We start from the raw sequence: 24974 nt of genomic DNA, 5'->3' as shown, positions 1-24974 counted from the left end.
CTCACATCCGGAAGAGCCCGAACGCGGGCTCGGGTAGGGGCGTGCGGGCGCACACCGACAGGGCCAGGCCGAGCACGCGGCGCGTGTCGACGGGGTCGACGATGCCGTCGTCCCACAGGCGCGCGGTCGCGTGGTACGGGTCGCCCGCACGCTCGTAGGAGTCGCGGATCTGGTCGCGGAACGCGGCCTCCTCGTCGGGGTCCCACGTCTCGCCGGTGCGCGCGAGCTGGTCGCGCTTCACGGTGGCGAGCACCGACGACGCCTGGGCCCCGCCCATGACGGAGATCCGCGACGCGGGCCACGACCACAGGAACCGCGGCGAGTACGCGCGCCCGCACATGGCGTAGTTCCCGGCGCCGAACGACCCGCCGACGATGACGGTCAGCTTGGGCACGCGCGTCGTCGCGACGGCCGTGACCATCTTGGCGCCGTCCTTCGCGATGCCGCCGGCCTCGGCGTCGGTGCCGACCATGAAGCCCGAGATGTTCTGCAGGAACAGCAGCGGGATCCCGCGCTGGTCGCACAGCTCGACGAAGTGCGCGCCCTTGAGGGCCGACTCCCGGAACAGCACGCCCTGGTTCGCCAGGATGCCGACCGGGTGCCCGTGGATGCGCGCGAACCCGGTGACGAGCGTCGTGCCGTACTCGGGCTTGAACTCGTCGAACCGGCTGCCGTCGACGAGGCGCGAGACGATCTCGCGCGGGTCGTACGGCTGCTGGACGTCGACCGGCACGGCCGCGTACAGCCCCTGCGTGTCGACGGCGGGGTCCTGCGCGGGTGCGACGTCCCACGCGGGCTCCGGGTCGGGCGGGAGGGTGGCGACGATGTCGCGCACGATGTCGAGCGCGTGCTCGTCGTCGTCGGCGAGGTGGTCGACGACGCCGGACCGGCGCGCGTGCAGGTCGCCGCCGCCGAGCTCCTCGGCCGAGACGTCCTCGCCGATCGCGGCCTTCACCAGCGGCGGGCCGCCGAGGAAGATCGTGCCCTGGTTCCTCACGATGACCGTCTCGTCGCTCATCGCCGGCACGTACGCGCCGCCCGCGGTGCACGAGCCGAGCACGGCCGCGATCTGCGGGATGCGCGCCGCCGACATCCGGGCCTGGTGGTAGAAGATGCGCCCGAAGTGATCACGGTCGGGGAAGACCTCGTCCTGGCGCGGCAGGAACGCGCCGCCCGAGTCGACGAGGTAGACGCACGGCAGCCGGTTCTCGAACGCGATCTCCTGTGCGCGCAGGTGCTTCTTCACGGTGAGCGGGTGGTACGTGCCGCCCTTGACCGTCGGGTCGTTGCACACGACCATGACCTGCCGGCCCGAGACCATGCCGATGCCGGCGATGACGCCCGCGCCGGGCCACGCGCCGTCGTCGAGCCCGTACGCCGCGAGCGGGGCGACCTCGAGGAACGGGCTGCCGTCGTCGAGCAGCCGCGCGACGCGCTCGCGCGGCAGCAGCTTGCCGCGCTCGACGTGCTTGGCGCGGGCGCGCTCGGGCCCGCCCGCGGCGGCCGCGGCGGTGCGCTCGCGGAGCTGGTCCGCGAGCGCCCGCTGCGCCGCCTCGGTGCCGCGGGCCGCCTCGGCGCGGGGGTCGACGGCGGAGGCCAGGACGGTCACGCGCCCTCCCCCGCCGTGCCGGACCCGACGTCGTCGGGGCCGCCGAGGAGCAGCGCGAGCGCCGGGTCCTCGAGGACCGCGCCGAGGTCGGCGAGGAAGCGCGCGCCCTGCTCGCCGTCGACCACGCGGTGGTCGAACGTGAGGCTCAGCGTCATCACCTGCCGGAGCGCGACCTCGCCGTCGTGCTCCCACGGCCGGCGCGCGACCTGCCCGACGCCGAGGATCGCCGGCTCGCCCGGGTTGAGGATCGGCGTGCCGGCGTCGACCCCGAACACGCCCACGTTGGTGATCGTGAGCGTGCCGCCGGTCAGGCGCTCGGGCGGCGTGCGGCCCGCGCGCGCGGTCTCGGTGAGCCGCCCGAGGGCGTCGGCCAGCTCGACGAGCGACATCCGGTCGGCGCCCGGCACGTGCGGGACGACGAGCCCGCGGTCGGTCGCGACCGCGATGCCGAGGTCGACCTGCGCGGGCCGCACGAGCTCCGCGCCGCCGTCGGGCAGGTCCTGCCAGCGCGTCATGAGCGCGGGGTGGCGGGGCAGCAGCGCGCACATCGCCCGGGCGACGAGTGCCAGCACGGTGATGCGCGTGCCGCCCGCCATGCGGTGCGACTTGAGCCGCGCGAGCAGCTCCATGCTGCGCGTGACGTCGACCGTGAGGAAGACCGACGCCTGCGGGGCCTCCCGCACGCTCGCGACCATGGCCGCGGCCGTGTGCTTGCGCACGCCGCGCACGGGCGTGCGGGTCTCGCTGCGTGCGGGCGCGGCGCCGTTCGGCGACACCACGTGGGTCGCCGCGTGCGCCGTGGCGCCCGACGCCGCCGCGGCCTCGACGTCCTCGCGCGTGACGCTGCCGTCGGGGCCGGTGCCCTGCACGCCGGTCAGGTCGACCCCGAGGCGCTTGGCCATCGCCCTGATGCCGGGCGTCGTGTGCGCGCGCACGGCGGCGCGGCGCGCGTCCGGGTCGAGCGTGTCAGAAACCTGGTGGGCTCCAGCCCACCCGCTTTCTGACACGGGGGCGTAGCGGCGCGGACGGCGCCGCGGCCGGCCCGCGCGCTCGGGGCGCGCGCCGTAGCCGACGAGGTTGGGCTCGGGGCCCTCGTCCCTCTCCGTGTCAGAAGGCTGGTGGGCTCCAGCCCCCTGGCTTTCTGACACGGGCTCGGCGGTCTCCGGGGTGGTGACCTCCTCGGGCGGCGCGGGAGCAGGCGCCGGGCTCGCGGACGAGGCGGCGTCGTCGGGCACCTCGAACGTCACGAGCGGCTCGCCGACCTCGACGGTCTGGCCCTCCTCGGCGTGCAGCGCCTGGACGACGCCGGCGTACGGCGACGGGATCTCGACGAGCGCCTTGGCGGTCTCGACCTCGGCGATGACCTGGTTGAGCTCGACGCGGTCGCCGGCCTTGACGCGCCAGGCCACGACGTCCGACTCGGTGAGGCCCTCGCCGAGGTCCGGCAGGCGGAACTCGCGCAGCGTCGTCATCACGCGGTCACCCCCTGCAGGCTCGCGGGGACGCGCCCGAGGACGCGGTCGACGCCGTCGCAGATCCGGTCGAGGTCGGGCACCTGGTGCATCTCCAGCTTCGCGGGCGGGTAGGGGATGTCGTGGCCCGTGACGCGCACGGGCGGGGCGAGCAGGTGCTCGAAGCACCGCTCGGTGACGGTCGCGGCGATCTCCGCGCCCACCCCGGCCTGCCGCGGTCCCTCGTGCACGACGACGAGGCGCCCGGTCTTGCGCACCGACTCGGCCACGCGCTCGTGGTCGATCGGGGACAGCGACCGCAGGTCGATCACCTCGGCCGACACGCCGTCGTCGGACAGCGCCGTCGCGGCGTCGATCGCGGTCGCGACGTGCGAGCCGAACGTCACGATCGTGACGTCGTCGCCCGGCGTGACGACGCGCGCGGCGCCCATGGGCGGCGCCTCGTCGAGCGAGACCGTCTCGTCGACCTCGCCCTTGACGTGGTAGCGCCGCTTGGGCTCGAAGAACACGACCGGGTCGTCGCACGCGATCGCCTGCTGGATCACGGTGTACGCGTCCTGCGGGGTGGCGACCGACACGACGCGCAGGCCGGCGGTGTGCACGAAGTACGCCTCGGGCGACTCCGAGTGGTGCTCGGCCGCGCCGATGCCGCCGGCCACGGGGATGCGGATCGTGATGGGCAGCTTGACGTTCCCGTTGGTGCGCGCGTGCATCTTCGCGACCTGGCTGACGATCTGGTCGAACGCCACGTAGACGAACCCGTCGAACTGGATCTCGACGACCGGCCGGTAGCCGCGGTAGGCCATGCCGATCGCGGTGCCGAGGATCCCGGACTCGGCGAGCGGCGTGTCGAGCACGCGACGGTCGCCGAACTTTTCCTGCAGCCCGTCCGTGACCCGGTAGACGCCGCCGAGGCGGCCGATGTCCTCGCCCATGACGACGACGGTCGGGTCGGTGTCCATCGCCCGGTGCAGCCCGGCGTTGATCGCCTTCGCGAGGGTGAGCGTGCTCATCGCGCGGCCCCCTTCTGGTCGTCGTCGGTGTCCGCGAAGCCGGCCAGGTAGCGGGCGTACTCGTCGCGCTCGGCGGCGACGGTCGCGTTCGGCTCGGCGTACACGTGCTCGAACACCGTCAGGGGCGGCGGGTCTTCGATCGCGGTGCAGCCGGCGCGCAGCTCGGCGGCGACCCGGTCGGCCGCCTCCTTGACGCGTGCCTCGACCTCCTCCGTGAGCGCGCCGCGCGAGCGCAGGTACGCCTCGAGCCGCGTGATCGGGTCACGACGGCGCCACTCCTCGAGCTCCTCGGGGGTCCGGTAGCGCGTGGGGTCGTCGGCGGTCGTGTGCGGGCCCATGCGGTAGGTCACGGCCTCGATGAGCGTCGGGCCGCCGCCGGTGCGGGCCCGGTGCAGCGCCTCGCGCGTCACCGCGAGGACCGCGAGGACGTCGTTGCCGTCGACCCGCACGCCCGGGATGCCGAAGCCCGACGCGCGCTGCACGAGCGGCACCCGCGACTGCAGCGTCACGGGCTCCGAGATCGCCCACTGGTTGTTCTGGCAGAAGAACACGACGGGCGCCGCCCACGTGGCCGCGAACACGAACGCCTCGTTGACGTCGCCCTGGCTCATCGCGCCGTCGCCGAAGTAGCCCACGACGGCGGACGTGCCCTGCCCGTCGGCCCGCGGCCCGATGCCGCGGTCGGCGTCGGCCAGGATGCCCATCGCGTAGCCCATGGCGTGCAGCGCCTGGGCACCGATGATGACCTGCGGCGTCGCCATGTTGATCTCGTACGGGTTCCAGCCGGAGCCGGTCACTCCGCGCCACACGCGCAGCAGGTCGACGGGCCGGGCACCCCGCACGTGCGCGACCGCGTGCTCCCGGTAGCTCGAGAACACGAAGTCGTCCGCGCGCAGCGCGTGCGCCGAACCGATCTGCGAGGCCTCCTGGCCCAGCAGCGGCGGCCACAGCGCGAGCTGCCCCTGCCGCTGCAGCGCCGTGGCCTCGGCGTCGATCCGCCGGACCACGACCATGTCCTCGTACAGGCGCAGCAGGGCCTCGTCGGCGCCGTCCCCGTCGAGGTCCGGCAGCCAGCGGTCGTGCTCGGGGTCCGGGTGGCGGACCCCGTCCTCGTCGAGCAGCCGGACCGTGGCCACGGCCGGCTCCGTGCTGCCGGCCGTTCCGGCCGTGCTCGGCCGGACGGCGTCCTGGTGGCCGTCGTTCACCGTCTCCCGACGCGTCGTCCCCGCTCGTGACAGGTCGCCGCGCGTCGTCGAACCCATGGTGCTGGGCATCGTCGCCTCACCTCGCGTCGTCCCCGGTTGCTCTGCGTCGAGCACCGGATACGGCGAACGTAACGCCGCTCACACACTGCTGCCAGCACCTCGCGTCGGCCTGCGCAGAGTGCGCATCCGCCACGCGGCTAGGCTGGTCGATGTGCCCAACTACGACGCCGTAGACCTGGCTCTTCTCGCGGCGCTCGCGGACGACCCGCGCGCGACGACGGTCGGCCTCGCCCAGCGCCTCAACCTCTCGCGCAACACCGTCCACGCCCGCCTGGCCCGGCTCGTGGCGGCGGGCGCGCTGCTGAGCTTCGACCGCTGCATCGACCCCCAGTACCTCGGGCACCCGCTCACGGCCTTCATTGAGCTGACGGTCCGCCAGCGCGACCTCGCCCGGATCGTCGAGGAGGTCGCGCGCATCCCCGAGGTGGTGCAGGCCTTCGGGCACAGCGGCTCGGCCGACCTGCGGGTCCAGGTCGTGTGCCGCGACACCGACCACCTGTTCCGGATCGACGCCGCGATCCTGCGCGTCGACGGCGTCGAGCGGACCGAGACGTCGCTCTCCATGGGCGAGCTCATCCCCTACCGCCTGCGCCCGCTCATCGAGCAGGTGCGCCGCGGCCTGGAGATGTGACCCAATGCACATCGGTTCGTCCGGGCACTAGCGGCTCGACCACCTCGTCGACCTCAGCGAGGGCATCGGCCAGCGCTACAGCGGCACCCCCGCCGAGGTCGAGGCGGCGCACTACCTCGCCGGCGTGCTCGACGAGTACGGCTACGACGTGGACATGCCGTCCTTCTCCGTGCCCGACCGCTACCTCGGCGAGCTCGCCTCCCCGGGTCTCGACGCTGCCCTGTGCTGGGGCGTCGGCGCCGCCGCCCGTGGCGCGCTCGACGTCTCGGTGACCGGCCCGGTGGTCGTCGCGGAGTCCGCCGACCCGCTCGCGCTGCCCGAGGACCTCGGCGGCGCCGTCGTCCTGCGCCCCATCACGGCGGCGAACGAGAACCTCACCGCGTTCGTCCTCGCGGTGCAGGCCCGCGGCGCGGGCGCGGTGATCTGGACCCGCGTCGACTCGGCGTACCCGCGGCAGGCGTCGGCGTTCGTGCCCTCCCTGAGCACCGCCTCCCCGGCCGCCACGATCCCCGTGGTCGGCGTCGGCCAGGTGCAGAAGCACGCGCTGCTCGACGCCGTCGCGGCCGGCCCGCCCACCCTGACCGTCACGACGACGCACCACCGGAACCTCACCTCGTACAACGTCATCGGGTCGCGGCCCGGCACCGGGCGCCCTGACCCGACGCGTCAGAACGTCATGGTGTGCGCGCACTACGACTCGGTCATCGGGGCGCGCGGCGCCAACGACGACGGCTCGGGGACCGTGCTCACGCTCGAGCTCGCGCGCGTGCTGCGCGACCTGCCCACCTCGACGAACCTCCAGTTCGCCCTGTGGGGTTCCGAGGAGGTCGGCTTCGTCGGCTCCCGCACCTACGTCGCCGGCATGGACGCCGGAGCCCGCGCGGCGATGCGCGGCGTCTTCAACAACGACATGGTCGGCACGAGCTGGGACCCCGCCGAGCGGTACTGGGGGCTCTCCTACGACGGGCAGCCCAACGTCGTCAACGCCGAGGTGCTGGCCGCGGGCGACCGCCTGGGCTACCGCACGCACATGAGCGACGTGACGCAGCGCGGCGCGAGCGACCACCAGTCGTTCCAGGAGGTCGGGGTGCCGAGCGGCAACTTCTCGTGGCGCGGTGCCGACACCCCGGCGCTGCTCGAGCCGCCGTACCACTCGGCCGACGACACGATCGCCGCGAACATCTCGGCCGAGCGCCTCGCCGTCTCGATCGAGATCATCGGCTGCGCGACGTACGCCCTCGCCCGGGCGTAGGCGTCCCGGTCAGCCGCTCCACCCGACGACGAGGTCGGCGGCGTCGCGCGTCGTGACGATGAGGTCGGCGTTCGCCTGGTCCGACCCTCTGGCCCACCGGCGCGCGTCGTCGCGGCTCTTGCCGAACGCGTGGTGACGCTCCTCGAGACGGGCGAGGCGGACGTCGTCGGGCACCTCGAGGTACCAGATCTCGGCCATGCGGGCGCGCGCGTCGGGCCACGCGCCCGACGTCGCGAGCAGGTAGTTGCCCTCGGTCACCACGAGCGGCACGTCGCCGGGCACGGCGACGCCCGCGGCGATCGGCTCCTCGATCTCGCGCCGGAACACCGGTGCGTAGACCGGGGGGTCGCCCGCCCGGGCGTCGCCGAGCCGCGCCACCAGCGCCGCGTAGCCCGCGTCGTCGAACGTGTCGATCGCTCCCTTGCGGTCGCGGCGGCCGAGCTCCTCGAGCACGGCGTTCGACAGGTGGAAGCCGTCCATCCCGACCTCGACGGCGAGCCGCGGGCCGAGCGCCTCGACGATCGTCCGGGCGAGCGTCGACTTGCCCGCGCCCGGGGCGCCCGTGATGCCGAGGATCGTCCGTCCGTCGCGCGCGGCGACCGCGCGCGCCCGGGCGACGAGCTGGGCCGTGGTGAGCGGCGTCGCCGGCCGCGTCGACGGACTCGGGTCGACCGTCACGGGCGCACCTCGGCGAGCCAGCCGCGGGGACCGACGTGGGCCACGCGCGTGCTCGCGACCCGCGCGGCCCGGTCGCACGCCTCGGGCAGCGGCGTGCCGGCGGCGAGCGCGGCCGCGAGCGCGCCGTGGAACGCGTCGCCCGCGCCGAGCGTGTCGCGGGCCTCGACGCGCGGCACGTCGACCGCGCCGGAGGCCCCGCCCTCGGTCCACTCCACGGGGTCGGGCCCGTGGGTCACCACGACGGCGCGCGCGCCGAGCGCCCGGGCGGCCGCCGCGGCGCCGCCGTGCCCCGGGACCACCTCGTCGGGGACCGTGAAGTCGGCGGAGAGCGCGGCGACGTCGGCGACCGGGAGGAGCTCGGCGAACAGCGGACGCCACCGGCCGGCGTCGAGCACGACGCGCGGGCGCGGCTCGAGCGCGTCGAGGTGCCCGACGACGGCGCGCGCGACCGCGGGATGGTGCCCGTCGAGCAGCACGACGTCGGGCGCCGGCAGGCCGGCGAGCAGGCCGGACGGCGGCGCGGGCGCCGTGGCGAGCGCCGCGTCGGCCGAGACGACCGACCGGTCCCCCGTGCCGTCGTCGACGAGCACGGCCGAGACCGCGAGCGGGAAGTCCTGGCCGGGCGCGACGACGTCGTGCACCTCGACGCCGTGCGCCTCGAGGTCGGCGCGCGCCGCGGTGGCGACAGGCCCGGCACCGAGGGCCGTGACGAGCAGGGCGCGCGCGCCGAGCGCCGCGGCCGTGACGGCGGCGTTGGCGGCCGGGCCGCCCGCCGCGACGTCCTGCCGCGTGGCCGTGACCTTCTGGTTCGGCCCCGGCCGCACGGGCGAGCGGTGCACGACGTCGAGCGTCGTCAGCCCGACGAACCAGCAGACCCCCACGTCACTCCCCTCTTCCCCGTTGTGGGCATGATTTCTGGCCCGGTTCGCCCCCATAAAAGGGACGAAGCGGACCAGAAATCATGCCCACAGCGATCTTCCGGTCAGCGGCCCGTGCCGTCGACGGCGTACGGCTCGATGGCGGCGATCTCGTCCTCGCTCAGCGGGCCGGCGCTGAGCGCACCCACGTTGTCCTCGAGCTGCGACACGCTCGACGCGCCGATGAGGGCGGACGTCACGCGCGGGTCGCGCAGGACCCACGTGAGCGCGAGCTGAGCGAGGGTCTGGCCACGGCCCTCGGCGATCTCGTTGAGCGCGCGCGCCCGCTCGAGGTACGTCTCCGAGAGGTTCGACGACGACAGGAACGGCGAGTCGCTGCGCGCCGCGCGCGAGCCCTCGGGCGCCGCGCCGGACAGATACCGGCCCGTGAGCAGCCCCTGCTGCAGCGGCGAGAACACGATCGTGCCGACGCCGAGGTCCTCGACGGCGTCGAGCAGCGACTCGCTCTGACGGCCGTCGTAGGGGTCGTCGTGGTGCGGGTTCTCCACGTGCCGGTTGAACATCGAGTAGCTCGGCTGGTGGAGGAGCAGCGGGACGCCGAGCTCGCCGAGGATGCGCGCCGCCTCGCGCGTGCGCGCGGGCGAGTAGTTCGAGACGCCCACGTACAGCGCCTTGCCCTGCTGCACCGCGGACGCGAGCGCGCCCATGGTCTCCTCGAGCGGCGTGGCCGGGTCCGGCCGGTGGTGGTAGAAGACGTCGACGTAGTCGAGCCCCATCCGCGCGAGCGACTGGTCGAGCGACGCCAGCAGGTACTTGCGCGAGCCGTGGTCGCCGTACGGGCCGGGCCACATGTCGTAGCCGGCCTTGGTCGAGATGATCAGCTCGTCCCGGTACGGGCGGAGGTCCGCCGCGAGGTGGCGGCCGAAGTTCTGCTCGGCCGAGCCGTAGGGCGGCCCGTAGTTGTTGGCCAGGTCGAAGTGCGTGATGCCGAGGTCGAACGCGCGGCGCAGGATCGCGCGCTGCGTCTCGAACGGGTTGACGTCGCCGAAGTTGTGCCACAGGCCCAGCGAGAGCGCCGGCAGGTCCAGGCCCGACCGGCCGGCACGGCGGTAGGTCATCGAGTCGTACCGGGCGTCGTCGGCCAGGTACCGGGGTGCGAGAGGCATGGCCCCATCCTGGCAGGCGGGCTCAGGTCACGGCGCCGACGTGCCACGGGATGAACTCCTCGGCACCGATCTCGAGCTCCTCGCTCACCGTCTTCTCGCCCGAGGCGACGGCGAGGATCTTCGCGAGGATCTCCGCGCCCACGTCGTCGACCGTGGCGGTGCCGTCGACGATCCGCCCCGCGTTGAGGTCCATGTCCTCGGCCATCCGGTCGTACATGGGCGTGTTGGTCGCGACCTTGATCGACGGCGTCGGCCGGCAGCCGAAGACCGACCCGCGCCCGGTCGTGAAGACGACGACGTTCGCGCCGCCGGCCACGAGCCCCGTCACCGACACCGGGTCGTACCCGGGGGTGTCCATGAACGTGAACCCGCGGTCGGTGATGGGCTCGGCGTAGTCGTAGACCGCCGCGAGGTCGGCCTGGCCGCCCTTGGCGACCGCGCCGAGCGACTTCTCGAGGATCGTCGTCAGACCACCCGCCTTGTTGCCCGGCGACGGGTTGTTGTCGAGCGTGCCCTGGCCGGCGGCGACGTACCCGCGCCACCACTCGATGCGGTCGAGCAGCTTCTTCGCGACCCCGGGCGACGTCGCGCGGGCGGTGAGCAGGTGCTCCGCGCCGTAGACCTCGGGCGTCTCCGCCAGGACCGAGGTGCCGCCGTAGGCGACGAGGCGGTCCGACGCCCAGCCGAGCGCGGGGTTCGCCGTGATGCCGGAGTAGCCGTCCGAGCCCCCGCAGTTGAGCCCGAGCACGAGCTCGGAGACGTCGCACTCGACGCGCTGGCGCGCGTTCACCTCGGGCAGCATCTCGCGCACGGCCGCGACGCCGGCCCGCACCGACGCGCGCACGCCGCCGCTCTCCTGGATGGTCAGCGACCGGACGACGGTGTCGTCCGGGATGGACGCGAGCAGCCCGGAGGCCTCGCCCGGGTCCGGGGCGCCGACGCCCGGCATGCCGAGGTCGGTCACGGTGCCCGAGCCCGAGCCCGAGCGCGCCGCGAGCGCCGCGCCGGGCACCATCTCGCAGCCGAGACCCAGCACGAGCAGGCCCGCGACGTTGGGGTGCGCCGCGTAGCCGCGCAGCGTGCGCAGCAGCATCTGCCCGCCCTCGGACTCGGGCACGAGCCCGCAGCCTGAGGTGTGGGTGAGCGCGATGACGCCGTCGACGTTCTCGAACTCGTCGAGCGCCGCACCGCGGAACTGGTCGGCGATCATGCGCGCCGTCGACGCCGAGCAGTTGACGCTCGTGAGGATCGCGACGTAGTTGCGCGTGCCGACGCGGCCGTCAGCGCGACGGTAGCCGCGGAACGTCGGGCGCGGCCCGTCGGGGACCCGCAGCTCGGTGTGCACGCCTCCGAGCGGCGCCTCGCGCTCGCCCGGGTCGAAGCCGAGGTTGTGCACGTGGACGTGCTCCCCCGGCGCGACGTCGGCCGTCGCGACGCCGATCACCTGCCCGTACTTGTGCACCGCGGCGCCGCGTGCCACGGCCCGCAGCGCGACCTTGTGGCCTCGCGCGACGGCGTCGCGCACGACGACGGTGCCGGCGCCGGGCGCGGACACCTCGTCACCGGGCGCGAGGTCGCGGGTGGCGACCGCGACGTCGTCGCCGTCGCGGAGCACGAGCAGGTCGTTCATCGGACGTTCTCTTCCTTCGTGCGTACGGTCGGCGCAGGGCGGGGGTGGCATGCCCCCGCCCTGCGCCGCGGTCGGACCGGCGTCAGCCGCCGATCGCCGCCTCGACCTCGGAGATGAAGCGCTCCGCGGCCTCCTGCGGCGTGATGTTGCCGAACAGGACCTCGGTGTTGATGCGGGTCATGATGTCCTGCATCTGGGCCGAGCCGTTCGGCGGCACCGGCGGGCTGTCGACGATCTCGTCCTCGAGGTCGCTCATGAACTCGGCGACCTTCTGGTCGGCCGCCTCGAGGTCACCGACGATCGACTCGCGCACCGAGAGGTTCGACGGCAGGCCGCGGTCGGTCAGCTGCAGCGCCGCGACCTCGGGGTCGTTGAGCAGGAAGTCGACGAACTTCGCCGCCTCCTCGGGGTGCTCGGTCGTGGCCGAGATCGAGTAGTACATGGCCGGCTTGAAGTACATGCCGGTGCGCTCGTACTGCGCCTCGCCCGGCAGGCGCAGCAGCTCGAGCTCGGCGCCCGACGCCGACGACAGCGCGCCGAGCTGGTTCGACCACCACACGCCCATGGCGCCGGTGCTGGTGCCGAGCAGCGAGCCCTCGGGGCCCGCGTTCTGGATCTCGACCGAGCGGGACGCGTCGGGCTGGCCGTTGTTCGCCATGAGGTCGAGCGAGCGCTGGAAGAACTCGGCGACGGTCTCCTCCGAGACGCCCAGGCCGCCGTCCGGCGAGTAGAGCGACTCGCCCTTCTGGCGCGCGAGCACGTTGAGGCCGGCCTCGTTGAACCCGTAGTCCTGGGTGCCCCAGACGCCGTCGCCGGCGCCCTCGGAGATCTGGCCCGCGATCTCGACGTAGTCCTCCCAGGTCCACGTCGTGTCGTCCGGCATCTCGACGCCGGCCTGCTCGAAGATCTCGGGGTTCGCGACCATGGCGTACGCGTTGACGCCGGTCGCGATGCCGTAGAGCTTGCCGTCGATCTCGCCGGTCGCGAGGATCTCCTCGGGGATCTCGGCCGTGTCGATGTCGAGCTCGTTCAGGTCGGCGATGACGCCGCGCGTCGCGTAGTCGGAGATGTAGCGCTCCTCCTGCGTGATGACGTCGGGCGTGTCGCCGCCGGCGACGGACGTCGCGAGCTTGTCCCAGTACCCGCCCCAGTCGGTGTAGTCCGGGACGACCGTGATGCCCGGGTTCTTCTCCTCGAACAGGTCGATGATCTGCTGGGTGGTCTCGTGGCGGGTGTCGGAACCCCACCAGGCGAACCGGATCTCGACGTTGCCGCCCTCGGCTGCGTCGCCGTTCCCGCCGTCGCTCTCGGGCATCGCGCCGGAGTCGCCGGAGCAGGCCGTCAGGGCCATGGCCCCGGCCGCGGTGAGGGCGACGAGCGCGGCGCGGGTGGTGCGCGGCGTCCGCCGGGTGGTCGTGACTCGCATGATTCTCCTTCGGTGTGCGTGACGAAACGTCGTTGTTCGCATCTGCTGCGTTCCCGTCGTCGGGAACCGGTCGAGGTGAGACGGCTTACTTGATTCCCGTGGTCGCGATTCCCTTCACCAGGTACTTCTGTCCGAAGAGGAACACCAGGAAGACCGGGACGAGCGACACGATCGACATCGCGAACAGCGGTCCCCACGAGCTGTTGCTCGTGGCGTCCACGAACGTGCGCAGCGCGATCGGGACCGTGTACATGTCCGGCCGGGTGAGGAAGATCAGCTGGCTGAAGAAGTCGTTCCAGGTCCAGATGAACGTGAAGATCGCCGTCGTGGCGAGGGCCGGCAGCGCCAGCGGGAGCATGATCTGCAGGAAGATCCGCCCGTGGCCGCAGCCGTCGAGCCGTGCCGCCTCGTCGAGCTCGCGCGGGATGCCGCGGAAGAACTGGACCATGAGGAACACGAAGAACGCGTCCGTCGCCAGGATCTTCGGCACGATGAGCGGCAGGAACGTGTTGATCCACTCGAGCGACGAGAACAGGATGTACTGCGGCACGATGATCACGTGGATCGGCAGCATGATCGACATGAGCATGATCGCGAACCACAGGTTCCGGCCGCGGAACTTCAGCCGCGCGAACGCGTAGGCCGCCATCGAGCACGAGACCAGGTTGCCGAGCACCGAGCCCAGCACCACGAGCGCCGAGTTGATCAGGTAGTGGTGGAACGGGTGCAGCAGCGCCGTCCAGCCGTCCGCGTAGTTCGAGAAGTCCCACTCGGTCGGGATGAGGCCCGGCTCGCGGAAGATGAGCGACGTCGGCTTGAACGAGCTGGAGAGCATCCACAGCAGCGGGTACAGCATGACCAGCGCGAAGGCGACGAGCGCCACGTGCTTGAGCACGCTGCGGACGCGTGCTCCCGCGCGACGGCGGGGGTGGAGGTCCGGGATCTCGGCCGCGAGCTCGGTGAGCGTCGCGCCGGGGCGGCCGGTGGTCTGAGGACGCGCCTCGGGGCGCACGGGCGTGTCAGTCATCGTAGAAGACCCAGAACTTGGAGGCGAGGAAGTTCACCGCGGTCATGCCCGCGACGACGAGGAGCAGGAACCAGGCCATCGCCGAGGCGTAGCCCATCTCGTACGAGGCGAAGCCCTTCTGGTACAGGTACAGCGTGTAGAAGAGCGTCGAGTCGACCGGGCCGCCCGTGCCGCCCGAGACGATGAACGCCTGGGTGAACGACTGGAACGCCCCGATGAGCTGCAGCACGAGGTTGAAGAACACGATCGGCGTGAGCAGCGGCAACGTGATGCTGAGGAACTGCCGCACCTTGCCGGCGCCGTCGATCGAGGCGGCCTCGTAGTACATCGTCGGGATCTGCCGCAGGCCCGCGAGGAAGATGACCATCGGCGCCCCGAAGGTCCACACGTTGAGCACCATGAGCGTGCCGAGCGCGTAGTCGGGGTGCGACACCCATCCGTAGCCCTGGACGCCGAAGAACGCGAGGACCTGGTTGACCAGGCCGTCGGCACCGAAGACCTGGCGCCACAGGATCGCGATCGCGACGCTGCCGCCCAGCAGGGACGGCAGGTAGAACGCCGACCGGTAGAGCGCGAGGCCGCGCATGCCGCGGTCCAGCAGCATCGCGAGGGCGAGCGCCGCGGCGAGCTGCAGCGGCACCGAGACGAACACGTACGTGAACGTGACCTCGAGCGCCTGGAAGAACCGCGGGTCGTCGAACATCCGCGTGTAGTTCTCGAACCCGATCCAGCTCGGCGCGGCGAGCAGGCTGTAGTCCGTGAAGGACAGGTAGAGCGACGCGAACAGCGGGAACGCCGTGATGAGCGCGAGGCCGGCGAACCAGGGCGCGAGGAAGACCGCCGCGGCCTTGCCGTCGCCCTTGCGTCGCTCGGTCGCGGCGCCGCGCGTGCGGGCGACCTCCTGGATCACCGCCATGGCCGCACCTCCCCGTGCGCCTGTGTGGTGGGCGTCATGCCGACCTCCAGATCTCCGTCGATCCTGGGCCTCCCACCGCCGCGCGAGAGGTGCGACGGCGGGAAACCGGTTGCTGTTGAGGAACGTATCACACGAGGAACCGGTTTCCCATGGTGTACGGTCATCTCGGGACGACACGCCGCCGAGGACGCGCGGCTGTGACCGAGACGTGATCTGCGCGCGACCTGCGCGTGATGCGAGGACGGAGGCGACGATGCCTGTTGCGAGGCCTGGGGCGAGCACCCGGCGTACCGTGGTCACGATCGCGGACGTGGCGGCCGCCGCGGGCGTGTCCCGGGCGACGGTGTCGCGCGTGATGAACGGGCGCAGCACGGTCGACCCTGCCATCTCGGCCCGCGTGCAGGAGGCGGCGATCGAGCTCAACTACCGCCCGAGCAACGTCGCGCGGAGCCTGTCGCTGGGCCGCACGACGACGGTCGCTCTCGTCGTGCCGGACCTCGGCAACCCGGTCTTCCAGCGCGTCCTCGGGGGCGTGACCTCGGCCGCGGCCGAGGACGGCTACCGCGTGCTCGTCGCCGACGCCGCCGAGGACCCGGGGCAGGAGGCGGCGATCGCGCGCGACGCGCGGCAGCGCTGCGACGCGCTCATCCTCATGGCGCCGCGCATGCCCGACGCCGTCCTCGCCGGGCTGCTGCCCGACGTCGAGCCGGCGGTCGTGATCAACCGCGAGCTCGCGTCCAGCAGCGTGCCCACGCTCGTCGTCGACTACGCGGACGCGACGGTGCAGGTGCTCGAGCACCTCGTCGAGCTCGGCCACCGCCGCGTCGCCTACCTCGCGGGACCGCCCGCCGCCGCGTCGGACGCCGCGCGTCGGCGCGGCATCGCGGCCGTGCGCCAGGAGCACCCCGACCTCGAGGTCACGGTCCTGCCGGCGGGCGCCGACATCGAGGCGGGCCACGCCGCGGCCGGGCCGGTCCTCGCGAGCCGCGTGACCGCCGTCGTCGCCTTCAACGACCTCGTGTCGTTCGGGCTCCTCGCGGCGCTCAACGAGGCCGGGGTCGCGGTCCCCGCCGACATCTCGGTCGCCGGCTTCGACGACATCGAGCTTGCCCGGTACGCCACGCCCGCGCTGACCACCGTCGCCGTGCCCCAGGTCGACCTGGGCCGGCACGCCTGGAGGGAGCTCCACGCCGTGATCGACGACTCCGCCCAGCCCGCGACCACGACGCGGTTCGGCGCCCAGCTCCAGGTGCGGGCCAGCACCGGGCCGGTGCCGCCGCGCGTGGCCCGGGCCGCGGTCCAGGAGCCCGACCGCCGGCCCGAGGACGCGGGTGCGGCGCAGGACGCGGCGCGGCCCGAGCAGGTGCCGACGTGGACGACCGAGGGCGGCGCCGTCGTCCTGCACCGGGCGCTCGACCACGTGGCGCTCGCACGGTACGAGCCCGGCACCTCCCTGCCGACGATCCACTCCCCGCGGCCGTACCTGCACCCGCTGCACACGCTCGCCGGCGTGCCGCTGACCGACGTGAGCCCGGTCGACCACCGCCACCACTACGGCGTGAGCATGGCGGTGCCCGACGTCAACGGCACGAGCCACTGGGGCGGACGCACGTTCGTGGCCGACGTCGGCCCGACGCTGCTGCCCAACCACGGCCGCCAGACGAGCACGCACACCGTCGTCGACGCCCTGTCGCCGCACGTCCTGCTCGACACCGTGCTGTGGAGCGACGAGCACGGCGCGCCGCAGCTCGAGGAGCGGCGGCGCGTCGGCGCCCGGCTGCTCGGCGACGACGGATGGGTGCTCGAGTGGCGCTCGACGCTGCACGCGGCGCACGGCCCGCTCGAGATCCGCTCCCCCGCGACCAACGGACGCCCCGGCGCCGGGTACGGCGGGGTGTTCTGGCGCCTTCCCGTCGCGACGAGCACGCGCGTGCTCTCGGCGGCCGGCGAGGGCGAGGGGCTCGCGCACGGCAGCGCCTCGCCGTGGGTCGCGTTCGTGCAGCGGCACAGCGACCACCAGGGCGGCGAGCGCGCGACCACGCTGCTGCTGACCCAGACGTCGCCCGCGCGGCACTGGTTCCTGCGCGCCGCGGAGTACCCCGGTGCGTGCCCCGCGCTCGCGTGGGACACCCCGCTGCTCGTCCCCGCCGGCGGCACGGTCGAGACCGGCGTCGTCGCCGCGCTGCTCGACCGGGAGCTCGACGCCGCCGAGGCGGCCGAGCTCGCGACCGGTCTGCGCTGAGACCCGAGGAAGGACGCGATGGAACCGCACCGACCGGACCGCCTCGCCGTGGTGGGCATCCACGGCCACGGCGCCAAGCACGTCGAGCACGCCCTGGAGCTGCAGCGCGCGGGGCGCGCCCGGCTCGTCGCCGTCGTGGACCCGCGCGCGCCCGGGCCGGGCCACCCGGGCCACGACGCCGGCGTCGCGTGGTTCCCCACGTTCGGCGACCTGCTGTCGGCGCCCGGCGACGCGGACCGTCCCGACGTCGTCGTGCTCTCGACGCCGATCCCGACGCACCTGCCGCTCGCCCGCGCCGCCATGGAGGCGGGCATGGACGTGCTCCTTGAGAAGCCGACGACGGCCTCGCTCGCCGAGCACACCGAGCTCGTCGCGATCGCCGACCGCACGGGCCGGCGGGTCCAGGTCGGCTTCCAGACGTTCGGCTCGCACGCGCTCCCGGCCGCGGCCGAGCTCGTCGCGCGCGGCGAGATCGGCGACGTCGTCGGCATCGGCGCGGTCGGGACGTGGATCCGCACGGCCGCGTACTGGGCGCGCGCCCCGTGGGCGGGACGACGCCGCCTCGACGGGCGCGACGTCGTCGACGGCGTCGTGACCAACCCGCTCGCGCACGCGGTCGCGACCGCGCTGCGCGTCGGCGGCGCGACGACGGCCGAGGACGTGGCCTGGGTCGACACGGACCTGTACCGGGCGAACCCCATCGAGGCCGACGACACGTCCTCGGTGCGGGTCGTCGGCGGCGACGGGCGCCGCTACGGGTTCGGCCTGACGCTGTGCGCCGCGGAGCGCACACCGGCGCGCGTGCTCGTGCTGGGCACGCGGGGCGAGCTCGAGCTCGAGTACGAGCACGACCGTCTGCGCCTGCGCACCGACCACCTCACGATGGACAAGACGTACGGGCGCACGCCGCTCCTCGACGACCTGCTCGACGCGCGCGCCGACGGCTCGCGCCCGCTCCTGTGCGACGTGCGCGACACGGGCGCCTTCATGCGCGTGCTCGAGGCCGTGCGCACGGGCGCCGACCCGACGCCGCTGCCGGACGCCGTGGTGGAGTGGCACGGCGAGGGCGACGACCGGCACCCGGTCGTGCGCGACGTCGCGCACTGGTGCGAGCGCGTCGCCCGCACGCAGCAGACCTTCTCGGAGCTCGGCGCGCCCTGGACGGCGTAGGGCGCGCGGTCCCGGAACCCGCGCGGCGGTCAGCCGCCGCGCGGGGCCGCCGCATGCCCGCAGAGCGCATCACCGCAGGTCAGAAGGGGCGTTGCGCACCTCGCGGACGTGTGCCACAGTGGAGCCGTCCGAGCGAGAAACCGGTTTCTACCGGTCTCCCGTGCCGGTCACCGCCGACCGGAGCACGAACCGAGACGAAGGAGTTTCGACACGATGCACCCCACCCCCGCCACCGCCCGGCGCCGACGCCGCGCGGCCGCCGTCGCCGGCTCGGCCGCGGCCTCGCTGCTGCTCGGCACCGCGGTCGCCGTCGCGGCGCCCGGAGCCCCCGGCCACGACGCCGACGACCTCGGCCGCCAGGTCATCACGCCCGGCGCCGACGGCTGGGCCTCCGTGGCTACCACGACGTACCCGGAGGGCGTCGCCCGCGAGGCCGCCCCGGTCACGGGCGGCGCTGCCGCCGCACCCGAGCACGTCTACGTGGTCCGCACCTGGGACGAGCTGCGCGACGCGCTGGCCGGCAGGCCCGGCGGCGACCACGACGACGGCCGCGGGAACACCGTCCCCCGCATCGTCTACGTCGTCGGCCAGATCGACGCGTTCGAGGGTCAGGACTGCCAGGCCTTCGCGGACCAGGTCACCGTCGCGGGCACCGGCGAGCCGTTCTCGATGGACGACTACGTCGCGTACTACGACCCGTCCGGCGCCTGGGGCCGGAAGGCCCCCTCCGGGCCGCTCGAGGACGCACGCCGCGCGGCCGCGACGGTCCAGTCTCGCCAGACCCAGGTCCACGTCGGCTCGAACGTGACGATCGTCGGCGTGGGCGACGACGCGCAGATCTCGGGCGCCAACGTCCGCATCCGCGACGCGCACAACGTCATCCTGCGCAACCTCACGATCTCCGACGGCCGCGACTGCTTCCCCGAGTGGGACCCGGGCGACGGCGCGACGGGCAACTGGAACTCCGCCTACGACAACGTGTCGGTCTGGACCTCCACGAGCGTGTGGATCGACCACAACACGTTCGACGACGGGGAGCACCCGGCCGAGTCGCTGCCGACCGTCTACGGCCGGCCGTTCGAGATCCACGACGGCCTGCTCGACATCACGCACGGCTCCGACCTGGTCACCGTCTCCTACAACCGGTTCGAGGCGCACGACAAGACGATGCTCGTCGGCTCGTCGGACGGCCGCCTGCAGGACCGCGGCCAGCACCGCGTGACCCTGCACCACAACCACTGGCAGGACATCGGCCAGCGCGCGCCGCGCGTGCGGTTCGGCGACGTCCACGTCTACAACAACCACTACGAGCAGTCCGAGGCCGGGCTCTTCCAGTACTACTGGGGCGCGGGCCGCGAGTCGTCGATCGTCGCGGAGAACAACGCGATCGACCTGGCGCCGGGTGTCGACCCGGGCCGCGTCGTCGGCCGGTACGGCGGCGAGATGCTCTCCGAGACCGGCACGTTCGTCGACGGACGTCCGACCGACGTGCTCGCCGCGTTCAACGCCTCGGCGTCGACGCCGCTCGCGGACGCGGCGCGCTGGACGCCGTCCGACCACTACTCGTACCGCCTGCTGCCGACTCAGGCGGTGCCCGGCGTCGTCGGCGCGAGGGCCGGCGCGGGAGTCCTTGCCTCCGAGCTCCCGTGACCGGGGCCGGGACGCGGTGACACGAACCACCGCGCCCGGCCGACGACGACGCCACGACGGCCCGGCACCCTCCAGGGTGCCGGGCCGTCACGCTCCGTGCGGCTCAGCCGAGGTCGATGCCGAGCCCCAGGTCGACGAGGCGCACGGGGTCGCCCGTCTCGAGCGAGCGGTTGCCCGCGTACCCCACGCCCGAGGCCCGCAGGCCGTCGACGAGGCGTGCGGCGCGGCCGAGCGGGTCGGGCTCGTCCCGGCCGCGGAAGACGTCGGAGAGCAGCAGCGCGTCGCCCCCGCCGTGGCCGCCCGTCCCGACGTTGTGGATCGGCCGCACCTCGGCGCGCTCCCAGTGCTTCTGGACGACGAGGCGCTCGCCCTGCGGCCGCACCTCGTCCTGCGCGAACGCCTCGGTGAAGCTGGGGTCGAGGATCGCCCGGCCGTCGCCGAACTCGACCGAGCCGCGCTCGACGACCTCGAGCACGGCCTGCCCGCGCGAGCCGTTGACGACCACGCGGTAGCCCTCCCAGGGCGCGTACGCCGTCAGCGAGTAGGTGAGCACCGCACCCCCCGCGTACTCGACCACGAGGCCGAGCGTGTCCTCGGTGGTGATGCCGGCGTCGAAGACGCTGCGGTTGCGGACGTAGCCGTCGACGGCCTGCGCCTCGGGGCCGTAGAGCTCGAGGAGGTACGGGTCCTTCTCGATGTCGAGGAACCAGGGGTCGACGCCCTGCTCGTTGAGCGCGCGCTCGCCCTCGGTCGGCTCGTAGCCCTGGGCGTGCGCGCCGTCGTCGCCGTAGAAGCGCCGGCCGCCGCTCGCGAAGACGCGCTGCGGGACGGCGTCGATCCACCAGTTGACGAGGTCGAAGTGGTGGCTCGACTTGTGCACGAGCAGGCCGCCGTTGTTGACCTTCTGACGGTGCCAGCGCCGGAAGTAGTCCGCGCCGTGGACCGTGTCGAGCGCCCAGTCGAAGTGCACCGACAGCACGCGGCCGATCTCGCCGGAGGCGATCACCTCGCGCAGCGCCGAGTTCCGCGGCGAGTACCGGTAGTTGAACGTCATGGTGAGGTCGCGGCCCGTCTCGCGGACGGCGAGCGCGATCTCGCGCGCCTCGTCCGCGGTCGCGGCGATCGGCTTCTCGACGACGACGTCGACGCCCGCGCGCAGCGCGCGCGACACCATGTCGGCGTGCGTGCTGTCGACCGACGTCACGACGACGCGGTCGACGCGCTGCTCGTCGATCGCCTTCTCGAGGTCGTCCGGGTGGTACACCGGGCGGGTCCCGCCGACCTTCGCCGCGACGCGCGCCTCGTGGACCGCGGCGCGGACGGGGTTCGGCTCGACCCAGGCGACGATCTCGCCGTCGTCCGCGTGGGCGTCGAGCAGGCCGCCGACGAACATGCCGGCGCGGTGGCCGGTCCCTACGATCGCGTACCGGCGTCGGGATGGGCTGGAGGAGGAGGGCATCATCGATCTCCCGTCGGGGAAGCGGTTTCCCGACTAGCCTACCGGACGCCGAGGTAGCGCAGAATCCGCCGAGGTAGCGCCCCGGTCCGCGAAGTAGCGCGCGATTCGCCGAGGTAGCGCGGCGAGCCGCGCTACCTCGCGCGCTGCAGCGCTACCTCGGCGAGTGGAGCGCTACCTCGGCGGGTGGAGCGCTACCTCGGCGGGTGGAGCGCTACCTCGCGGGCGTGAGGACGACCTGGCCCGCCCAGGCGAAGCCGCCGCCGAACCCGAAGAGCAGCGCGGGTGCGCCGGCGGGCACGCGCCCGGAGTGCCACCACTTCGACAGCCCCATGGGGATCGACGCGGCCGACGTGTTCCCCGACTCGACGATGTCGGTGACGACGACCTTGTCCTCGAGCCCGAGGCTCTTGGCGAGCGGCTCGATGATGCGCAGGTTCGCCTGGTGCGCCACGAGCACCTCGATGTCGTCCAGCCCCAGCCCGGACGCCTCGACCACGCGACGGGCACGCTCGGCGGCGCGCGTGATCGCCCACTTGAAGACCGCGCGCCCGTCCTGCGCGAACCGCTCGTCGGGCGCCTCGATGAGCACGGCCGGTGTGATCTCGGGCTCCGAGCCCCACACGACCGGCCCGACGCCGGGCTCGTCCGCCGACTGCAGCACCGCCGCGCCGGCGCCGTCGGCGGTGAGGATGCACGTGCTTCGGTCGCTCCAGTCGGTGAAGGCCGTGAGCTTCTCCGCCCCGATCACGACGGCGGTGCGCGCACTGCCGGCGCGGATGGCCTGGTCGGCCAGGCCGACGGCGTGCGCGAACCCCGAGCAGGCCACGTTGACGTCGAGCACCGCGGGCCCGACGACGTCGCGCAGGTCCGGCTCCTCCTCGCCCTCGGGCGTGCTCGCCCCCGGCTGGACGCCGGTCCGCAGCGCGTAGGCGACGCGCCCCGCCGTGTTGGGCGAGCGGTCGACGGCGGTCGCGGTGGCGACGATCACGAGGTCGACGTCGTCGTGGCTCAGCCCCGCGTCTTCGAGGGCGTGCACCGCGGCGGCCGTCGCCATGTCGGCGACGGTGACGTCGTCGGCGGCGACGTGGCGCGTGACGATGCCGGTGCGCGACCGGATCCACTCGTCGTTGGTCTCGACGAGCTGCGCGATGTCGTCGTTGGTGAGCGTCTTCGCGGGCTGGTGGTGACCCAGCCCGACGATCCGGGAGCCTGCGGCGCCTGCGGGGAGCCGCAGCGGGGACGACACGACGGGGGCGGTGGGCTCGCTCATAGGAGCGATCATCCCACCGCCCCCGCCGGGGGCACCCGGCGTGTCAGCGCATGCGCACCGTCACGGGCTTGCTCGACGTCTCGCCGTGCTGGTTCGCCGCGAGCACGACGATCTCGTGCGCACCCGGCGCGAGGCCGTCGACGGCGAAGCTCGCCGTCTGCTCGTGCGGGGTCGCGTCGCGCACCGACCGGACCTCGACGGTCTCGCCGTCGACGACGAGCGAGAACGTGTGGGCGTTGTCGCGCCCCTGCCTGATCGTCGCCTCGAGCTTCACGGTGCCGCCGTCGACGTCGTCGACCCGCACCTGCACCGGCCCGGGCGCACCGGTCGCCGGTCCGGGCACCCGCTCCGCGGAGGGCGCGTCCGTCGTGAACGCGAGCCGCGGCGCGGCGGGCCGCTCCATGCCCTCGCCGAGGAAGTACGACGTGTGCGGGGGCTGGTTGTACGCCGTGTTCTGCCAGGCGACCGCGAGGCGGTACTGCGGGTCGGACATCAGCGTGCGGAGGCGCAGGTCCACCTGCTCGGCGGCGGCCGCTGCGGGGACGCCGACGGCGCCGGCCGCGGCCACGGCGGCCGCGGCGGCGAGGGCGGTGATCGATCGGGCTCGGAATGCGCTTGCTGGCTGGGTGTCACGTGGCCGTCGTGTCGCCGGCGCCCTCACGGAGCGCGCTCGACGCCCGCGAACGGGACCGTGAGCAGCCCGCCTGGGACGTCGAGGTGGAACCGGGTGCGGCCGCGCCTGACCACCACTCCGACGACGCCCTCGTACCGTCCCGGCACCGTGACCCGCAGCCGCTCCCCCGGCCGCACCGCCTGCGGGTCGAGCGGCCCGGCGCGACCCGGTGCGCCCGCGCCAGCGCCGCCGTCGGGCAGCCGGGACAGGCCCGGCACCGGGACGCCGCGGTGCGTCCATGTCAGGAGGAACCGCGGGTCGAACGTGCTCGAGCAGCGTGCGCAGGCCTGCGGCCGCGCCGGGCGCCGGAACCGCGTGACGCGGTGGCCGGCCGGGCAGGTGCCGACCCAGTCGCCCTCGACGCGCGGCGCCTCGTCGCTCACGAGCCGGCGCCCGCTCGCGCCGATCCGCACCGCCGTCGCGCGCCACACGGCGTCGTGCCCGTGCTTCGCCCCGACCAGTGCGTGCGCGATCTCGTGCAGGAGCGTCTCGCGCACGTCGGCCTCGGAGTAGAGCGCCGTGAGCGGCGCGGACAGGCCGATCTCGCGCCGGTCGTGCCGGCACACCCCGGCACGGCGGCGGGCGCGGTCGAAGCGGAAGCGCCAGCCGTCGAGCCCGTGCTCGGCCATGAGCTCGCGCGCCAGGCGCTGTGCGTCGTGCAGGTCCATGCGTCCCCCTCCCGCCGGGACGCTACCCGCGGGCGCCGACGCGCGTCCGGCGTCGTCCACAGGCCGCGGCGGTCACGCCGGCCTGGGGACGAGCCCCGCCTCCTCGGAGAACCCGAGGATGTGCCGGCTCACGGCGTCGCGGGCGGCGTCCGCGTCCCCGGCCGCGACCGCGTCGAGGATCGTCGCGTGCTCCGCGCAGAGCCGCTCGGCGGTGGCACGCCACGAGGCGAGACGCCCGGCGCCCTGCAGCACGTAGCCGGCGACGGCCGAACGGAGCCCGAGCAGGATCGCCTCGACGAGCTGGTTGCCGCCCAGGCGGATCAGCTCGCCGTGGAAGTCCTGGTCGAGCCGGACGAACGCCTCGACGTCGAGCGCAGGCTCCGACATGGCGTCGAGGAGCCGGCGGGCCTCGGCGAGCAGGTCGTCCGCGGCATCGGGGGTGCGGGCGACGCGCTCGGCCGCACGGCCCGTGGCCCAGGTCTCGAGCGCCTCGCGGGTCGTGACGACGTCCGCCACGGGCAGCGTGCCGGACGCGACGTGCAGCCGGACGGCCGCGCCGAGCCCGGCCGCGGGGCGGTCCACGATGACGGCACCGGCGTCGGGCCCGGAGCCGACCGCGGTACGGATGATGCCCATGGCCTCGAGGATGCGGATCGCTTCGCGCACCGAGGGTCGCGAGACGCCGAGCTGCTCGGCGAGGGCACGCTCGCCGGGGAGCCGCTCGCCGAGACCCCACCGGCCGGCCGCGAGATCGGCCTCGATCCGGGCCAGGACCTTCTCGTGGGTGCGCACGGCAGGATCCTACGAGATCCGGCCTGTGGTCGGTCCACACCGCGCCGATGGTCTACAGTGTCCGGAACCGTGGTCCGGCCACACCCT

General features: G+C 73.9%; 21 protein-coding genes. 5 read left to right on the top strand and 16 right to left on the bottom strand.

Translation table 11 applies throughout. From position 1 onward, the window contains the following. Nucleotide 1: 1 nt before the first annotated feature. From ISOVA_RS02615 to pdhA, 4 genes are read right to left on the bottom strand one after another with little or no spacing between them, the layout of a single operon-like run. Nucleotides 2-1609, bottom strand: a complete 1608-nt coding sequence (locus tag ISOVA_RS02615; protein WP_013837710.1) for a carboxyl transferase domain-containing protein — start codon at nucleotides 1607-1609, stop codon at nucleotides 2-4. Continuing rightward, nucleotides 1606-3081 (bottom strand): dihydrolipoamide acetyltransferase family protein, encoded by a 1476-nt coding sequence (locus tag ISOVA_RS02610; protein WP_013837709.1) that lies wholly within the window; start codon nucleotides 3079-3081, stop codon nucleotides 1606-1608. The genes ISOVA_RS02615 and ISOVA_RS02610 overlap by 4 nt, the downstream gene beginning before the upstream one ends. Further along, the gene (locus ISOVA_RS02605; protein ID WP_013837708.1) at nucleotides 3081-4094 is read right to left on the bottom strand and encodes an alpha-ketoacid dehydrogenase subunit beta; all 1014 of its coding nucleotides are present in this window, start codon (nucleotides 4092-4094) and stop codon (nucleotides 3081-3083) included. The genes ISOVA_RS02610 and ISOVA_RS02605 overlap by 1 nt, the downstream gene beginning before the upstream one ends. Then, nucleotides 4091-5368: a pyruvate dehydrogenase (acetyl-transferring) E1 component subunit alpha gene (gene pdhA, locus ISOVA_RS02600; protein ID WP_013837707.1), complete on the bottom strand. Its 1278-nt coding sequence runs from the start codon at nucleotides 5366-5368 to the stop codon at nucleotides 4091-4093. The genes ISOVA_RS02605 and pdhA overlap by 4 nt, the downstream gene beginning before the upstream one ends. A 142-nt stretch (nucleotides 5369-5510) precedes the next feature. On the opposite strand from pdhA, the gene ISOVA_RS02595 reads away from it, so the two are divergent. Then, the gene (locus ISOVA_RS02595; protein ID WP_013837706.1) at nucleotides 5511-5990 is read left to right on the top strand and encodes an Lrp/AsnC family transcriptional regulator; all 480 of its coding nucleotides are present in this window, start codon (nucleotides 5511-5513) and stop codon (nucleotides 5988-5990) included. Between the two features lie 124 nt (nucleotides 5991-6114). Further along, nucleotides 6115-7242, top strand: a complete 1128-nt coding sequence (locus tag ISOVA_RS02590) for a M28 family peptidase (protein WP_049788215.1) — start codon at nucleotides 6115-6117, stop codon at nucleotides 7240-7242. Between the two features lie 9 nt (nucleotides 7243-7251). Here ISOVA_RS02590 and ISOVA_RS02585 read toward each other — a convergent pair whose 3' ends face one another. The 7 genes from ISOVA_RS02585 to ISOVA_RS02555 form a co-directional block, all read right to left on the bottom strand. Continuing rightward, nucleotides 7252-7920 carry a nucleoside/nucleotide kinase family protein gene (locus ISOVA_RS02585; RefSeq protein WP_013837705.1) on the bottom strand — a complete coding sequence of 223 codons (669 nt, stop codon included), beginning with the start codon at nucleotides 7918-7920 and terminating at the stop codon, nucleotides 7252-7254. Beyond that, the gene (locus ISOVA_RS02580) at nucleotides 7917-8801 is read right to left on the bottom strand and encodes a PfkB family carbohydrate kinase (protein ID WP_013837704.1); all 885 of its coding nucleotides are present in this window, start codon (nucleotides 8799-8801) and stop codon (nucleotides 7917-7919) included. Before ISOVA_RS02580 ends, ISOVA_RS02585 begins: the two co-directional genes overlap by 4 nt. Before the next feature lie 101 nt (nucleotides 8802-8902). Further along, nucleotides 8903-9964 (bottom strand): L-glyceraldehyde 3-phosphate reductase, encoded by a 1062-nt coding sequence (mgrA, locus tag ISOVA_RS02575; RefSeq protein ID WP_013837703.1) that lies wholly within the window; start codon nucleotides 9962-9964, stop codon nucleotides 8903-8905. A 22-nt stretch (nucleotides 9965-9986) separates the two neighbouring features. Next, a complete protein-coding gene (locus tag ISOVA_RS02570) occupies nucleotides 9987-11594 on the bottom strand; it encodes a UxaA family hydrolase (protein ID WP_013837702.1) in 1608 nt (535 codons plus the stop codon). Nucleotides 11595-11676: 82 nt separating this feature from the next. Then, nucleotides 11677-13020 carry an ABC transporter substrate-binding protein gene (locus ISOVA_RS02565; protein WP_013837701.1) on the bottom strand — a complete coding sequence of 448 codons (1344 nt, stop codon included), beginning with the start codon at nucleotides 13018-13020 and terminating at the stop codon, nucleotides 11677-11679. Nucleotides 13021-13105: 85 nt separating this feature from the next. Next, a complete protein-coding gene (locus ISOVA_RS02560; protein WP_013837700.1) occupies nucleotides 13106-14047 on the bottom strand; it encodes a carbohydrate ABC transporter permease in 942 nt (313 codons plus the stop codon). Beyond that, nucleotides 14040-14963: a carbohydrate ABC transporter permease gene (locus ISOVA_RS02555; RefSeq protein ID WP_013837699.1), complete on the bottom strand. Its 924-nt coding sequence runs from the start codon at nucleotides 14961-14963 to the stop codon at nucleotides 14040-14042. The genes ISOVA_RS02560 and ISOVA_RS02555 overlap by 8 nt, the downstream gene beginning before the upstream one ends. A gap of 292 nt (nucleotides 14964-15255) precedes the next feature. Between ISOVA_RS02555 and ISOVA_RS02550 the strand changes: the two genes are divergently transcribed. The 3 genes from ISOVA_RS02550 to ISOVA_RS02540 all read left to right on the top strand — a co-directional run bounded on the left by ISOVA_RS02550 (nucleotide 15256) and on the right by ISOVA_RS02540 (nucleotide 20025). Beyond that, nucleotides 15256-17205 (top strand): DUF6807 family protein, encoded by a 1950-nt coding sequence (locus tag ISOVA_RS02550; protein WP_233275939.1) that lies wholly within the window; start codon nucleotides 15256-15258, stop codon nucleotides 17203-17205. Between the two features lie 18 nt (nucleotides 17206-17223). After that, on the top strand, nucleotides 17224-18375 hold the full coding sequence (locus ISOVA_RS02545) for a Gfo/Idh/MocA family protein (protein WP_013837697.1): 1152 nt from the start codon (nucleotides 17224-17226) through the stop codon (nucleotides 18373-18375). Nucleotides 18376-18588: 213 nt separating this feature from the next. Continuing rightward, on the top strand, nucleotides 18589-20025 hold the full coding sequence (locus ISOVA_RS02540) for a pectate lyase family protein (protein WP_013837696.1): 1437 nt from the start codon (nucleotides 18589-18591) through the stop codon (nucleotides 20023-20025). A gap of 103 nt (nucleotides 20026-20128) precedes the next feature. Here ISOVA_RS02540 and ISOVA_RS02535 read toward each other — a convergent pair whose 3' ends face one another. From ISOVA_RS02535 to ISOVA_RS02515, 5 genes are all read right to left on the bottom strand, one after another. Then, nucleotides 20129-21484, bottom strand: a complete 1356-nt coding sequence (locus ISOVA_RS02535) for a Gfo/Idh/MocA family protein (protein WP_013837695.1) — start codon at nucleotides 21482-21484, stop codon at nucleotides 20129-20131. 211 nt (nucleotides 21485-21695) lie between these two features. Beyond that, nucleotides 21696-22754, bottom strand: coding sequence for a 3-oxoacyl-[acyl-carrier-protein] synthase III C-terminal domain-containing protein (locus ISOVA_RS02530; protein WP_049788214.1), 1059 nt, complete (start codon nucleotides 22752-22754; stop codon nucleotides 21696-21698). A 43-nt stretch (nucleotides 22755-22797) separates the two neighbouring features. Continuing rightward, on the bottom strand, nucleotides 22798-23322 hold the full coding sequence (locus ISOVA_RS02525; protein ID WP_013837693.1) for a rhamnogalacturonan lyase family protein: 525 nt from the start codon (nucleotides 23320-23322) through the stop codon (nucleotides 22798-22800). A gap of 89 nt (nucleotides 23323-23411) precedes the next feature. Continuing rightward, the gene (locus ISOVA_RS02520) at nucleotides 23412-24095 is read right to left on the bottom strand and encodes a SprT-like domain-containing protein (protein ID WP_013837692.1); all 684 of its coding nucleotides are present in this window, start codon (nucleotides 24093-24095) and stop codon (nucleotides 23412-23414) included. Between the two features lie 72 nt (nucleotides 24096-24167). Beyond that, entirely contained in the window at nucleotides 24168-24887 is a 720-nt protein-coding gene (locus ISOVA_RS02515; RefSeq protein ID WP_013837691.1) for a FadR/GntR family transcriptional regulator, read from the bottom strand. Nucleotides 24888-24974: the final 87 nt, after the last annotated feature.

Origin of the sequence: Isoptericola variabilis 225 (assembly GCF_000215105.1) — a bacterium.
In the GTDB taxonomy this organism is placed as follows: Bacteria; Actinomycetota; Actinomycetes; order Actinomycetales; family Cellulomonadaceae; genus Isoptericola; species Isoptericola variabilis_A.
The sequence above is the reverse complement of the archived record's forward strand: the minus strand, read 5'-3'. Positions and strand labels throughout refer to the sequence as shown.

Bases quoted from the DNA above. Each gene is read 5' to 3' on its own strand.
- ISOVA_RS02610 (WP_013837709.1), bottom strand. From the start codon at position 3,081: ATGACGACGCTGCGCGAGTTCCGCCTGCCGGACCTCGGCGAGGGCCTC.
- ISOVA_RS02565 (WP_013837701.1), bottom strand. From the start codon at position 13,020: ATGCGAGTCACGACCACCCGGCGGACGCCGCGCACCACCCGCGCCGCG.
- ISOVA_RS02605 (WP_013837708.1), bottom strand. From the start codon at position 4,094: ATGAGCACGCTCACCCTCGCGAAGGCGATCAACGCCGGGCTGCACCGG.
- pdhA (WP_013837707.1), bottom strand. From the start codon at position 5,368: ATGCCCAGCACCATGGGTTCGACGACGCGCGGCGACCTGTCACGAGCG.
- ISOVA_RS02520 (WP_013837692.1), bottom strand. From the start codon at position 24,095: ATGGACCTGCACGACGCACAGCGCCTGGCGCGCGAGCTCATGGCCGAG.
- ISOVA_RS02540 (WP_013837696.1), top strand. From the start codon at position 18,589: ATGCACCCCACCCCCGCCACCGCCCGGCGCCGACGCCGCGCGGCCGCC.
- ISOVA_RS02535 (WP_013837695.1), bottom strand. From the start codon at position 21,484: ATGCCCTCCTCCTCCAGCCCATCCCGACGCCGGTACGCGATCGTAGGG.
- ISOVA_RS02545 (WP_013837697.1), top strand. From the start codon at position 17,224: ATGGAACCGCACCGACCGGACCGCCTCGCCGTGGTGGGCATCCACGGC.
- ISOVA_RS02555 (WP_013837699.1), bottom strand. From the start codon at position 14,963: ATGGCGGTGATCCAGGAGGTCGCCCGCACGCGCGGCGCCGCGACCGAG.
- ISOVA_RS02570 (WP_013837702.1), bottom strand. From the start codon at position 11,594: ATGAACGACCTGCTCGTGCTCCGCGACGGCGACGACGTCGCGGTCGCC.
- ISOVA_RS02530 (WP_049788214.1), bottom strand. From the start codon at position 22,754: ATGAGCGAGCCCACCGCCCCCGTCGTGTCGTCCCCGCTGCGGCTCCCC.
- mgrA (WP_013837703.1), bottom strand. From the start codon at position 9,964: ATGCCTCTCGCACCCCGGTACCTGGCCGACGACGCCCGGTACGACTCG.
- ISOVA_RS02560 (WP_013837700.1), bottom strand. From the start codon at position 14,047: ATGACTGACACGCCCGTGCGCCCCGAGGCGCGTCCTCAGACCACCGGC.